The sequence below is a fragment of the Desulfitobacterium elongatum genome (assembly GCF_055378975.1).
Genome location: NZ_AP038772.1, coordinates 698,252 through 711,401, shown reverse-complemented (window position 1 = coordinate 711,401; position 13,150 = coordinate 698,252). Strand labels below are relative to the sequence as shown.

At 47.3% G+C, this 13,150-nt stretch carries 11 protein-coding genes; 7 read left to right on the top strand and 4 right to left on the bottom strand.

Annotation, left to right across the window (positions count from 1 at the left end):
- Positions 1-143 precede the first annotated feature (143 nt).
- The 4 genes from ACZ42W_RS03225 to lonB all read right to left on the bottom strand — a co-directional run bounded on the left by ACZ42W_RS03225 (position 144) and on the right by lonB (position 5,382).
- Positions 144-275, bottom strand: a complete 132-nt coding sequence (locus ACZ42W_RS03225) for a hypothetical protein (protein WP_464168455.1) — start codon at positions 273-275, stop codon at positions 144-146.
- 122 nt (positions 276-397) lie between these two features.
- Positions 398-1,030: a ribosome biogenesis GTP-binding protein YihA/YsxC gene (yihA, locus tag ACZ42W_RS03220; RefSeq protein ID WP_464168453.1), complete on the bottom strand. Its 633-nt coding sequence runs from the start codon at positions 1,028-1,030 to the stop codon at positions 398-400.
- A gap of 100 nt (positions 1,031-1,130) precedes the next feature.
- Entirely contained in the window at positions 1,131-3,560 is a 2,430-nt protein-coding gene (gene lon, locus ACZ42W_RS03215; RefSeq protein ID WP_464168451.1) for an endopeptidase La, read from the bottom strand.
- Positions 3,561-3,651: 91 nt separating this feature from the next.
- Positions 3,652-5,382 carry an ATP-dependent protease LonB gene (gene lonB / locus ACZ42W_RS03210; RefSeq protein WP_464168449.1) on the bottom strand — a complete coding sequence of 577 codons (1,731 nt, stop codon included), beginning with the start codon at positions 5,380-5,382 and terminating at the stop codon, positions 3,652-3,654.
- An 842-nt stretch (positions 5,383-6,224) separates the two neighbouring features.
- Between lonB and trpC the strand changes: the two genes are divergently transcribed.
- From trpC to ACZ42W_RS03175, 7 genes are all read left to right on the top strand, one after another.
- Positions 6,225-7,031, top strand: coding sequence for an indole-3-glycerol phosphate synthase TrpC (gene trpC, locus ACZ42W_RS03205; RefSeq protein ID WP_464168447.1), 807 nt, complete (start codon positions 6,225-6,227; stop codon positions 7,029-7,031).
- A gap of 53 nt (positions 7,032-7,084) precedes the next feature.
- The gene (locus ACZ42W_RS03200) at positions 7,085-7,744 is read left to right on the top strand and encodes a phosphoribosylanthranilate isomerase (protein WP_464168445.1); all 660 of its coding nucleotides are present in this window, start codon (positions 7,085-7,087) and stop codon (positions 7,742-7,744) included.
- Positions 7,745-7,841: 97 nt separating this feature from the next.
- A complete protein-coding gene (gene trpD, locus ACZ42W_RS03195; RefSeq protein WP_464168443.1) occupies positions 7,842-8,876 on the top strand; it encodes an anthranilate phosphoribosyltransferase in 1,035 nt (344 codons plus the stop codon).
- Positions 8,877-8,897: 21 nt separating this feature from the next.
- On the top strand, positions 8,898-10,091 hold the full coding sequence (gene trpB / locus ACZ42W_RS03190; RefSeq protein ID WP_464168441.1) for a tryptophan synthase subunit beta: 1,194 nt from the start codon (positions 8,898-8,900) through the stop codon (positions 10,089-10,091).
- 127 nt (positions 10,092-10,218) lie between these two features.
- The gene (gene trpA, locus ACZ42W_RS03185) at positions 10,219-11,064 is read left to right on the top strand and encodes a tryptophan synthase subunit alpha (RefSeq protein ID WP_464168439.1); all 846 of its coding nucleotides are present in this window, start codon (positions 10,219-10,221) and stop codon (positions 11,062-11,064) included.
- 15 nt (positions 11,065-11,079) lie between these two features.
- Positions 11,080-12,453 (top strand): anthranilate synthase component I family protein, encoded by a 1,374-nt coding sequence (locus ACZ42W_RS03180; RefSeq protein WP_464168437.1) that lies wholly within the window; start codon positions 11,080-11,082, stop codon positions 12,451-12,453.
- A gap of 31 nt (positions 12,454-12,484) precedes the next feature.
- Positions 12,485-13,087 carry an anthranilate synthase component II gene (locus tag ACZ42W_RS03175; RefSeq protein WP_464168434.1) on the top strand — a complete coding sequence of 201 codons (603 nt, stop codon included), beginning with the start codon at positions 12,485-12,487 and terminating at the stop codon, positions 13,085-13,087.
- The last annotated feature ends 63 nt before the right edge of the window (positions 13,088-13,150 follow it).

The window sequence follows — 13,150 nt, the reverse complement described above, 5'->3', positions numbered from 1 at the left end:
TGTCTAGAGCACCTCTGTACTATGGCTTCTGCTGACTCCTCACGATAAATCTTGTTTCAACCAGGTTTCTTACTCTGTTTCCGCCTGTCTGTGAGGTCTCCCACGGTAAGACGATTCACTTTCATTCCATGTACCCGCAACATTTACGCTAACGTGTCCGTGTAGCTTTTGGGCTTCGGCTTGGATCGCAGTCTTGCCCCACGTTTTGCGCCTGATATTGTTCGTGTTCCTCGGGTCGGAACTTTGCCGCCGGCTTCCTTCAGATTCCACCTCACGATGGACACCCTTGCCTTAAGCTAATGGTTGGTCGCTACATACCCCCATAACGGACTTTCACCGTCTAGTTAATCGTCATGCGTGGCGCACGATGCCAAAAGGGAACGGTCAAGACCGTTCCCTACAAATTTTCCTCAGACTTTACTTCTAAGTCTTCCTCTTCAGGCTCCGCTAGAATCTCTTCCACCGCCTGGTGTAGATCTTCCACTCCCAGTCCCGTCTCTGCGGAATACGGAACAATCAAGTGCCAATCAGGAATCTCTAAGCCTTTAGCAATCATGCTAAGATGCTTTGGCCAATGACCCTTGGTGATCTTATCCGCCTTTGTCGCGACGACCAGGACGGGGATCCCACGAGTGCGCAAAAAAGCATGCATTTCCTTGTCCTCAAGGCTAGGCTCATGCCGCATATCCACCACTTGAATGACCGCCCTCAAGTTCTCACGGCGAGAAAAATATTCCTCCATCATCGTGCCCCAAGTCCCCTTGACTTCTTTAGACACCTTTGCATACCCATAACCCGGTAAGTCGACGAAGGTCCATTCATCGTTAATTCGGTAGAAATTAAGCATCCGTGTTTTTCCCGGAGTATTCCCTGTTCTGGCAAGATTCTTCCGGTTAATAAACTTATTGATTAAGGACGATTTCCCGACATTCGAGCGCCCAGCCAGGGCAATCTCCGGTTCAGGCCCTTCAGGGTAACCCTTGAAATTAACCGCTGATGTGACATATTCAGCTTTACGAATTGTAATCACAAAATAACATGCTCCTTTTTACTCTAATATGAAGTCCATATGGCAAGAACACGGGGTATAGCTAACCCCGTGTCTTCTTTGTAATTCTTCTATAGTGAAATTAATACCCCTTCGACACCGGCCGTTCCTCCGGCCTAGGCACCGGCACTGACGGAATCTCCCCTTGCCCGAAGAGTGGAAACTGACTAGCCCTCCCAAGGTACTGCTCCGACTCCGCAACCGGCAGAAGCGCCAGATCAATCACTTCTTCCATCCGACTCACGAAGTGGAATTCCAAAGCCTTGCGCGCCATTTCTGGAACTTCTTCAAGATCCTTACGATTCTGCTCAGGCAAGATGACGATCTTCATCCCAGCGCGATGTGCAGCGAGGACTTTTTCCTTCACTCCACCGATGGGCAAGACATTCCCTCTCAGAGTGATTTCCCCTGTCATGCAAAGATCCGAACGAACCGCACGATTAGTAAGAGCTGAAGCCATCGCGGTCGCCATCGTAATCCCGGCAGAAGGGCCATCTTTGGGAATCGCTCCTTCCGGAACATGAATATGAAGATCGACCTTTTCATAAAAGTCATCCGGTATTCCTAACTCCCGTGAGTGAGCACGTACGAATGTCCGACCGGCATAGGCCGACTCCTTCATCACATCCCCAAGCTTACCGGTCAAAGTGAGCTGCCCTTTGCCTGGCAACGGGATCACCTCAATTGTTAGGACATCCCCACCGACTTCAGTATATGCAAGCCCAGTCACTGCACCGATTTCCGGATTGGGCGCTGCGACCTGGAAGTGGAAACGAGGCGCTCCCAGTAAATCCTCCAGTTCCTCCTGAGTGAGTGCCTGAGGCTCCCACTCCTTCTTCACATAGCGTGTCGCAACCTTACGACAGAGATTTGCGATTTGGCGTTCAAGGTTACGTACTCCGGACTCCCGAGTATAGCCCTGCACTAGCTTCAAGAGAACCTCATCGCTGATGGGCATGATTTCTTCTTTTAAGCCGTGTGCCTTAAGCTGTTTGGGAACGAGATATTTCCGTGCAATATTAACCTTTTCATCCTCGGTATAGCCGCTTAACGAAATGACTTCCATTCGATCGAGCAGTGGTCGCGGAACTGTATGTAACGAATTGGCTGTCATGATAAATAAAGTGTTCGATAAATCAAAGGGCAACTCCAGATAATGATCAGCAAAAGTACTATTCTGCTCCGGATCTAAGACTTCGAGAAGTGCAGAGGCTGGATCGCCACGGAAATCCGAGGCCATCTTATCAATCTCATCGAGGAGAAATACCGGATTTCGTGTTCCAGCCGTTCTCATCCCCTGTAGAATCCGCCCCGGAAGTGCACCTATGTAGGTCCGACGATGTCCGCGAATCTCCGCTTCATCACGCACCCCGCCCAAAGACATCCGGACAAATTTCCGGTCGAGCGCACGCGAAACAGACTTAGCCAGAGAGGTTTTCCCCACTCCAGGTGGCCCAACGAAACAAAGAATGGGGCTCTTCATCTTCGGTGTGAGCTTTCGGATGGCTAGGAACTCCAATATCCGCTCCTTGACTTTTTCCAGACCGTAATGATCCTCATTCAAAATCTTCTCAGCGCGGGGAATATCCGTTTTATCTCGGCTCACCTTACTCCAGGGAAGGGCAAGAATCCAATCGAGATAAGTTCGTACAACCGTCCCTTCTGCAGAAGCTTGAGGCATCTTTTCAAGTCGGTCGATTTCCTTTAAAGCCTTTTCCTCGACCTCAGCCGATAATTTTGCTTGAGCAACTTTTTGCCGATATTCCTCGACTTCAGCCTGCTTCTCATCCTTATCCCCGAGTTCCTTTTGGATCGCCTTCATCTGCTCACGCAGGTAATACTCTTTTTGTGCTTTTTCCATCTGCTTGCGCACACGAAGACCAATCCGGCGCTCAAGCTCCATGATCTCAATCTCCCGCATAATCAGTTCAGTAAGGCGCTCTAAGCGCTCTGAAACTTCGAGGGCTTCAAGGATAGATTGCTTATCTCCGATTTTTAGATTAAGGTGTGAGGCCACGATGTCGGCTAGACGCCCTGGTTCCTCTACTCCGAGTACTGTCCCCAGAGTTTCTTGTGGGACCTTTTTACTCAACTTAGCATACTCTTCAAACTGATGAATCACACCACGAGTTAAGGCATCGAGATCTGGGGTAATTTCCTTAACTGTCTCTTCGACTTCCTCTACCCGAACCTTAAAGTAAGGCTCCTCTGCTACAAATCCTAAAACTTTTCCACGGTGCATCCCTTCGACTAGGACGCGCATCGTACCCCCTGGGAGTTTTAGAAGTTGCTTAATTTCTGCTAAAGTTCCAATGGAATGGATATCCTCTGCGTTAGGAGAATCAATCTCTGTCTCCTTCTGTGAAGCTAAGAGGATGATTCTATCTCCCAGCATTGCCTCTTCAATAGCTGCCATGGAGCGTTCACGTCCTACATCCAAATGGATCACCATATATGGAAAGACAAGAATCCCTCGCAAGGGCAGTAATGGTAATTCCCGTTCTTTGCTCATCAAATTCCCTCCTTCTCATTCGGACAGTTTAGAGGTTCCGAATGAAAAAAGCACACTGAAATTAGTGTGCCATTCTCTGTCTAGAACTATTCTAACATGATTGACCTCGCTCAGGCAAATTGACAGCCTGTACAGGATTTAAATCGAGACGAGATAAGACTTCATCCAGCATCGGCCGAATTTCGGTCTTTTCAATCCCAGAATCGCTCAACAAGGCCTCTGCCAATACTTCAGTTAAACTTTCCACAGCGATAACCTCGAAGCCTTCGGCATAATTGTTGAAGCGTTCCTGCCAATTTTCTTTTGGGATAAAAACTCTTCGACATCCTGCTTGATGGGCAGCCTCAATCTTGGCTGCGATTCCACCAACAGGTTTCACCCCGCCCCGTATAGAAAGTTCCCCTGTCATCGCCAAGAAATTATCCACTCTCTCTTTACGTATGGCAGAGACGACAGCCGTGGCGATCGCTATCCCTGCCGAAGGTCCATCGATCGGTACTCCCCCAGGGAAATTGACATGAATGTCATAGTTATGAGGGGTAATGCCAAGCTGACGACGAATCACAGTGAGGACATTCTCCACTGAGCTTCGCGCCATACTTTTACGTCGGGTTTTCTTAAAGGAGCTCCCTTGTTCCTCTTCTTCCACGATGCCCGTCACGAGGAGTTCTCCTGTACCCGGAGTGACCGGATGGGCCGTCACCTCGAGTTCAAGCAGCATCCCCATATTCGGACCATAAACAGCAAGTCCATTGACGACTCCGACTTCAGCTACTGGCGGGACTTTCCGATCTGGACGTGGGGCATACTGCCCCGAGGTTACCACCCACTCTATGGTTGCGGCATTAATCTCGAAAACCTTATCTGATTGAGCGACCCCTGCAGCAAGCTGAACGATATTGACGGCTTCACGTCCGTTTGTGGCATACTGCTTAGCGACATCGACGGCACTTGCCGTGATGGGAATCTCCATCTTCCCGGCGGCACCCCGAGCGATTTGAGCAATTTCCTCTGGAAGGAGCGAGCGAAAATAGATCTCCATACATCGCGAGCGAATCGCAGGTGGAATCTCCTCTGGACTACGCGTGGTTGCTCCAACCATACGGAAATCTGCAGGCAAACCATTTTGAAAGATGTCATGGATATGAGCTGGGATATTCGGATCTTCTGAGCTGTAATACGCGCTCTCGAGTATGACTTTACGATCCTCTAAAACTTTCAATAGCTTATTAATCTGAATCGGATGAAGTTCTCCAATCTCATCAATGAACAAAACACCCCCATGGGCTTTCGTCACCGCACCCGCCTTAGGTTGAGGAATCCCTGCCATTCCCATAGCCCCAGCGCCCTGATAAATCGGATCATGGACAGAACCAATTAAAGGGTCTGCAATCCCCCGTTCATCAAACCGAGCTGTTGCACCATCAATCTCCATGAACTTAGCATGTTCCTTAAACGGAGACAGTGGATTTTTCTTCGCCTCCTCAAGCACTAAACGAGCCGCCGCTGTTTTTCCTATTCCCGGAGGGCCATATATAAGTACATGCTGGGGATTCGGGCCACATAGTGCCGCACGTAAGGCTTTGATACCTTCCTTTTGCCCGACAATTTCTTCAAAATTTGTTGGCCGAGTTTTCTCCGCAAGCGGTGTAGTCAAGGTAATCTTACGCATCTTCTCAAGTTTCTCAAGTTCCTTGCGTGACTCTCGCTCCACTGCAACCTTGTTTCCCTGCTGGGACTTTAGCATCCCCCAAAAATAGAGCCCGATGACCACAGCAAAAATAAGCTGGACCACCATGACAATACCACTCAAACCATTCATCCGTTCACATTCCCTCCTGCAGGCAAAATCTACCTAATTTCTCCTTTGTAGTATTACCAGAGAATTAGATTTGGAAACGTTAGTTTAAAGCATTTCCGGCAGGGGTATAAAGGTTGACTAGTACATTTTACAAGCCTTATGAAAAAATTTAGAATAAAACCTTTTGACATCCTCCATTTTCCAGCATATAATAACAATCAATTCAATGTGTTAGAGCTGATGATGAGAAAGAGTACGCCTTAGCAGGAATGTCCAAGCGAGTCAGGGCTGGTGAGAGCTGATACAAACCGTTTGGTGGAATGGGTCTCAGAAGCGCAATCCGAAAGAATAGTCAATTTCTTGACTTTATGAGTAGGTGAGCCGGGGGTTTCCCGTTACAGAAACACGGGTATCGAGAGCAATTATGACATTCTCTCCGCATCCGATTAGAGGTATGGGTCGAGTATATCAATTATATTTCTTGATCTATGCAAATTAAGGTGGCAACACGGAAGTAACTTTCTGTCCTTTTCTTGGGCAGGAAGTTTTTTTATTTTCCTGTTGAATGTTCAGGAAGTTAACCTTCCGTAAACCGGCCTTACATTGTCCTTTTAAACGGAAGCAAAGTATGTTTATATGAGTTTCTCCGTACCTGATTAAGGTATCTGATTGGTGTCTTCATGTGTAAAGCCTACTCTACAAGGTTTTTCTGAAGTCCTAATCAAGTATGAATTAAGGTGGCACCACAGAAGCTTTCTGTCCTTTGGGACGGAAGGCTTTTTTTGTGTACAAAAATGAGGGAGTACAAACATTGATACACTGTAACCTCGTTTAAATTCTAGAATTCAGGAGGTGGCAAGCACATGGATATCTTAGACAAAATTCTAATCCAGAAAAGAAAACGTCTTAGAGAGAGTGAGAAGGCCCTGCCGTTTGAGGAACTCGTAAAGCGATGGCGGGAAAACCCCATCGCATACTCACCCAGAAAATGGCTACTTACCCGGGGTACTTTTCACGTCGTAGCCGAGATTAAACGGGCATCCCCGAGCAAAGGAACTATTCCTTGGGAACACTCTCTCGAAGAAATTGTCCAGAACTATGAGGCAGGGGGTGCTTCACTCATCTCTATTCTCACAGAAGAAGACTTTTTTCTGGGAGGAACAGAAGATTTTCAAAAGGTACGCAGCTTAACCTCCCTCCCCCTCTTACGCAAGGACTTTCTCTTCACAGAATACCAACTCTATGAAAGTGCCTTACTGGGAGCAGATGCCATTCTTCTCATAACGGCGATATTAGACGACACAAAGCTTAAAAGCCTTCTTCACTTAGCGAATAAACTTGGCTTAAAAGTCTTAGTTGAATGTCGGGACGAGCAAGAAATTAAACGAGCCCTTGACGCCGGTGCCTCCATCCTTGGAATCAATAACCGAGATTTAAGAACGTTTGAAATTAATCTAAAACGAACAGAGGGGCTAAGCCGCCTTGTTCCAGACGATTGCATCCTGATCAGTGAAAGCGGAATTCACACCCCCCAAGATGCTGCATTCGTCTCCCAATATGGAGCCAATGCCATCTTAGTCGGAGAATCCTGCGTCCGGTCAAGCCATCCCTCACGACATATCCAAGCTCTACTCCAGGCCGGACTTAAGAAAAAGGCCTCTCCCAGTTAATGAACCCCACCCTAAGTATGATACAAAAAAAACAAAAGGAGTAGGAGTATCTGATGATTCGAGTAAAGATATGTGGAATTCAGTCCTTGGAGGAAGCACTTTGGGCAGTGGAAGCAGGTGCGGATGCTCTCGGATTCATCCTCGTTCCGAGTAGCAAGCGATATATCGAGCCAAATGCAATTCAAATGATTTCGTCCCACCTTCCGCCCTTTGTGAGTAAAGTCGGAGTATTTGCAGACGAATCTCCAGCCAAGGTCGCGTCAATCACGAGACAAAGCGTATTAGACACCCTTCAATTCCATGGTGGGGAGGATCTAGAACTATATCGTGAAATTCCAGTTCCTAAGATTAAAGTAATCTCCTTCCCTTCCCTATCAAATGGCGACTCCAGGGACTTTATCTACAGGCAACCACGCCTCCCTCACTCCCTTCACGGGATACTCCTCGACTCCAACCACCAAGGACACACTGGCGGAACTGGAGTCCCCCTTCCCTGGCAGGATACTCATTTCCAAGACTTTCTTCGGGAAATAAAGAAAACTGGCTACCCAGTAATTCTAGCCGGCGGACTCAATCCTGAGAATATCTCTGACGCCATCCGCCAAACCAACCCCTACGGAGTCGATGTCAGTTCAGGTATAGAACTTCATGGCCGTAAGGACCGCGAGCTTATCCAAAAATTCGTTTACCGAGCAAAGTCCTTAAACCTCTAATGGTTTGGGAAGCGGCACCACTGGTTCACTTCATCCTCTATGGAACTGGAGCGCAACTCTCGAAATTAAACCCCAAATCTGAAAGGAGTAATCCATTATGACAACAAAAATCCGTGAATCGCTAGACCGCCTAGCCCTTAATCAAGATCTCCCTCCCGAACTCGCCTCCGCTGTGATTCGAGACCTCCTTGCAGGTAATTTAACCCCTACCCAAATTGGTGGCCTACTCTTCGGCTTACGACTTAAAGGAGAAAGCGCTGAAGAGATTGCCGCCTTTGCAAAAACCTTACGAGAAGCAAGTCACCCGATCAAAGCCCCCGAAGGGGCACTCGATACCTGTGGGACAGGTGGAGACGGTGGTGGCACGTTCAATATCTCAACAACTGCCGCCTTCATTGTAGCTGGTGCAGGAGTCCCCGTTGCGAAACATGGGAATCGCTTTGCCTCCGGTCGTTGTGGAAGTGCAGATGTTCTAGAACACCTCGGAGTTTCTCTTACCACGACACCTCAGGAAAGTGAAGCCCACCTACAAACAATTGGTATGGCCTTTCTTTTCGCCCCACTTTACCATCCTGCTATGGCCAAAGTCGCTGTAGAACGTCGTGAGCTTGGTATCCGAACTATATTTAATTTACTCGGACCCCTACTCAATCCAGCCAATGCTCCCTACCAATTACTCGGGGTTTCTTCCCTTCCCCTTCTGCCGAAGATGGCCAGAGCTCTCCAAATTCTCGGAGTCAAACGAGCTATCGTAGCTGTAGGAGAAGATGGTTTAGATGAGGTAAGCCTCACAGCCAATACCCAAGCCATCCTAATTCAAGGTGAAGAAATGACTAACTTCACTATTAACCCAGAAGAACTCGGTTTTAAGCGGTGCTCACTCCATGATATCGAGGGAGGGTCTCCAACAGACAATGCCCAAATCACTCTCAGTATCCTCGAGGGTGAAAAGGGACCTAAACGTGATATTGTACTCCTCAATGCGGGAACTGCCCTCTATACAGCCGAGAAAGCACTCAGTATTCAAGAAGGAATCGCCCTAGCTACTGAAAGCCTTGATTCAGGAAAAGCCTTCGCCAAATTTAAGCAATTGAGAAATACATCATCCGTCGAGTTGAAGACGTATAATTAAAAAACGAACGGAGGATTTCACATGTTAACTAACCACACCTCTTTATCCCAAGGTGGCCATTTCGGACGATATGGCGGTTCCTTTGTTCCAGAAACCCTTATTCCGGTCCTAGAAGAATTAGAGACGGCCTATATAAACGCTCGAAAAAATCCCGCTTTCCAAATCGAGTGCGACGACCTCTTGAAAAAGTATGTCGGACGTCCTTCCCTTCTCTACTCTGCAATACGTCTGAGTGAAAAGTTGGATGGAGCCCAAATTTATTTAAAGCGCGAGGATCTTAACCATACGGGTGCCCACAAAATCAACAATACCATCGGTCAAATCCTCCTTGCGAAGCGAATGGGAAAAAGGCGGGTTATAGCGGAAACTGGGGCGGGCCAGCATGGGGTCGCGACCGCTACCGCTTGTGCACTCTTTGGACTCGACTGCGTGGTCTATATGGGAGAAGAAGATATTCGAAGACAACATCTCAATGTCCTACGTATGAGAATGCTGGGCACTGAGGTCCGCTCAGTTTCTACTGGATCACGTACCCTTAAGGATGCAATCAATGAAGCCTTGAGAGACTGGGTCACAAATGTCGAAGACACGTTCTACTGTTTTGGCACAGCCGCTGGACCCCATCCCTATCCAACAATCGTTCGAGACTTTCAGACCGTAATCGGCAAGGAAACCCGTGCCCAATTCTTAAGTGAGGTGGGACATCTTCCGGATATTCTCATCGCCTGTGTCGGTGGGGGAAGTAATGCAATTGGCTTTTTCCATCCCTTTATCCCCGATCGAAGTGTTCAGCTGATTGGAGTCGAAGCTGGAGGAAAAGGATCAGCCTTAGGAGAGCATGCCGCCACTTTAACCTTAGGGCGCCCTGGAGTTCTGCATGGGGCCTACAGCTATCTCTTGCAAAATGAGGATGGCCAGATCCTCGACACACACTCCATTTCTGCAGGCCTCGATTACCCTGGAGTTGGACCAGAGCATAGCTATCTCAAAGACATCGGACGCGCTCAATATGTCAGTGTAACCGATGAAGAAGCCCTTCAAGCAAGTGAGCTTCTCGCCCGTACAGAGGGAATACTCCCTGCTTTAGAGAGTTCCCATGCCGTTGCCTATGCTGTAAAACTTGCTCCCAAGCTTTCCCCAAATCAGCACATTATCGTTAACCTATCTGGACGAGGAGACAAAGATGTCGAGACGTTAGCAAAGTTTCTCCGATAACTAAACTGCTCTAAACCATAAAAGAATTACCAATAGTGACCCGAAGTCGGTAGCTTCTCACACAGGAGGAAAGCTGTTTTAGGGTTTCCTCATAACTTCTAATAATAAAATTAAGGAGGTTAATCATATGAATGACCGATTACAGCGTGCCCTTGCCAAGGCTCGACAAAAGACACCCCAAAACAACCTGGGAACTGGCTTAATCACATATCTCATGGCTGGAGACCCGAATTCAGAGACTACCCTTCGCCGCTTAAAAGGACTTGCCCAAGCCGGAGTCGACATACTTGAACTCGGAGTTCCGTTCAGCGACCCTATAGCCGACGGCCCAGTAATTCAAGCGGCAGGCTTACGAGCCCTCAAGGGAGGAACGAATCTCAGGGGAGTTTTAGGTTTGGTACGTCGTTTCCGTGAAGAGAACCATGAGACCCCTGTACTCCTAATGAGTTATCTCAATCCCATACTCACTTATGACTATGACCGTTTCCTTCGAGATGCGGTTCAAGCCGGAGTAGATGGTATAATTCTCCCCGACTTGCCATGGCGCGAATGTGCATCCTTTCGCCAACGAGCAAGTGAGGTCATCGAAGATCTATTAACATTTATCCCGATGATTGCACAAACGAGCCTGCCCGACCACCTTCAAACCCTATCTGATGTTGAAGACGGTTTCGCCTATGTCTTATCTCGCAATGGCATAACAGGTGGTGAAGCGGAAATTCCTCCCCATATCCTTAATTTCATACTTTCTCTAAAAACTCCACTCTCCTTACCTCGATTTGTCGGCTTCGGGATCCAAGCCCCAGAACAAGTTGCAAAACTAAGCGAGGTCTGCGAGGGTGTCATAGTAGGAAGTGCCTTAGTAAAGAGATTCGCCGAGCTTGATGACCTAAAGCTACCGGAAGCTGAGATATGCAATTGCGAACAAGAGGTTTATAAATGGGTATTTAAACTGCGAAATTCACCTTGTTAAGGAGTTGACGACGCTATGCTAGCTGCACAAAAAGAGTGGGTGCTTGAATCTTTTACTAATCGTGATCCCAACTGGGTTATGGGCCTCGTTCAATTCGGAGAAACACTTGGGGAAAAGTGCTTTGCCCTCCTTGAAGGTAAAGAAGGCGCACAGGAACGCACCTATCTGGGCTTTGGTCAAGGCTGGATCTTATCCCGTCAAACCTTTGACCAAACTGAGACTTCTAATCCAGATCCCTTGATCCATCTTAGAAGGTTTCGTGAGGCCAACTTTCCTGGAATGAATTTTGAAAGCGGAATAATAGGGTATCTAGACTATGAATGGGGACTTCATTGGCAAAAACCCAAAGCAAGTTCAGCTACGCCGCACTATTTCTTCCGCCTTTGTCCAGTGAATATTGTTATCCTTCCTCACTATAATAAAGTCATCCTAGAAGTCTTCGCTGAAGAAGAAGACCATTTGCAACAGGTTTTCAATTCTTGGGCGGAAGAGCTCCACCATTATTTCAGAGAATATCAACCATTTTCCTTATCAAATTCCCTTGATTTAAAAGAAGTAAGTTGCAAAGTATGGCAGCCTAATATGTCACGTGAGAATTTCTTATCTCGAGTCGAACGAATTAAGGAATATATTCGAGCCGGAGACATCTTCCAGGCCGTTCTCTCTCAACGATTTACCCTTAACCTTCGGATTGAACCGTGGTCTACCTATCAAAAGCTTAGAGTTCTAAACCCATCACCTTGGCTTTTTTGCATATTTGGTGAGGAGGAAACCTTAGTCGGAAGCTCTCCTGAACTATTAATCTCATCTATCGGATCCCAAATCAAAACCCGCCCTATCGCCGGAACCCGCCCACGAGGTGCAACCGCTGAGGAAGACCAACTTAGACAAAAGGAACTTCTAGAAGACCCTAAAGAAATGGCCGAACATGCTATGCTTGTTGACCTTGGACGCAATGATATCGGTAGAGTATCTAAATATGGAAGTGTCGACGTTAGCGAATATGCTGGAGTCCAATATTTCTCCCATGTCATGCACATTGTATCAACGGTAGAAGGAAAGCTCACTACCCCCTATGATTCTCTCGATGCCTTAAAAGCTGTATTTCCTGCGGGTACTTTAAGTGGCGCACCGAAAGTACGAGCTATGGAAATCCTACAGGACTTAGAACCCGACTACCGAGGTGCTTACGGTGGAGCACTTGGCATCTTTCGTTGGAATGGAGATCTAGATTTTTGCATTACAATTCGTACTTTAACCATCCAAGAAAATGAAGTAAGTGTTCAGTCTGGGGCTGGAATCGTTTTCGACTCCGTACCAGAACATGAATACAAAGAGACAATATATAAGGCGAATGCATTATTTAACGTTGTTAATTTTTCAGGGTGAGTTAAACTTCATCCAGAAAGGCCGTGATCTTATGCTTGCAATCTTAGATAACTACGATTCCTTCACCTATAACCTCGTTCAGGCCTTCGGCGAATTAGGGGAATCCATAAAGGTTTATCGAAATGATGAATTAGAGGCCGAGGAGTTTCTAGCCTGTGACCCCGATGGAGTTATCATTTCCCCGGGACCCTGTACCCCGAAGGAGGCCGGAATCTCCCTCGAAGTTATTCGTCTGCTCAACGAGCGTGCACGTCAAGGAAAGCCTATTCCTCTTCTAGGAGTCTGTCTAGGGCATCAGGCCTTAGCCCATGCCTTCGGCTCAAAAGTAACCCGCTCTAGAGAAGTGCTACATGGGAAGCAATCCCCAATCTTTCATGATGAGACAGAACTTTTCTCGGGATGTGAACAAGGCTTTCTCGCTGGAAGATATCACTCCCTCATTGTCGATCCCCTTGAACTGAGCTCCATTTTTATCATCACAGCACGTACCAAAAATGATCTGGTCATGGGGATCCGCCACAGATACTATCCTTTTTACGGCCTACAATTTCACCCCGAAAGCATCTTGACTCCGGAGGGCTCAAAAATTCTAAGTTCCTTTCTCTTGGTGGTCAATAAACACTCCATGATTTAATGTTTGAATTACTAAATGATCTCAGAAAGCGAAAGATTTGAAACGTAGAAAAAGGCTGTTACC

Excerpts from the sequence above, each read along its gene's own strand:
- lon (WP_464168451.1), bottom strand. The coding sequence starts at position 3,560 with ATGAGCAAAGAACGGGAATTACCATTACTGCCCTTGCGAGGGATTCTT.
- lonB (WP_464168449.1), bottom strand. The coding sequence starts at position 5,382 with ATGAATGGTTTGAGTGGTATTGTCATGGTGGTCCAGCTTATTTTTGCT.
- trpC (WP_464168447.1), top strand. The coding sequence starts at position 6,225 with ATGGATATCTTAGACAAAATTCTAATCCAGAAAAGAAAACGTCTTAGA.
- ACZ42W_RS03200 (WP_464168445.1), top strand. The coding sequence starts at position 7,085 with ATGATTCGAGTAAAGATATGTGGAATTCAGTCCTTGGAGGAAGCACTT.
- trpD (WP_464168443.1), top strand. The coding sequence starts at position 7,842 with ATGACAACAAAAATCCGTGAATCGCTAGACCGCCTAGCCCTTAATCAA.
- trpB (WP_464168441.1), top strand. The coding sequence starts at position 8,898 with ATGTTAACTAACCACACCTCTTTATCCCAAGGTGGCCATTTCGGACGA.
- trpA (WP_464168439.1), top strand. The coding sequence starts at position 10,219 with ATGAATGACCGATTACAGCGTGCCCTTGCCAAGGCTCGACAAAAGACA.
- ACZ42W_RS03180 (WP_464168437.1), top strand. The coding sequence starts at position 11,080 with ATGCTAGCTGCACAAAAAGAGTGGGTGCTTGAATCTTTTACTAATCGT.
- ACZ42W_RS03175 (WP_464168434.1), top strand. The coding sequence starts at position 12,485 with ATGCTTGCAATCTTAGATAACTACGATTCCTTCACCTATAACCTCGTT.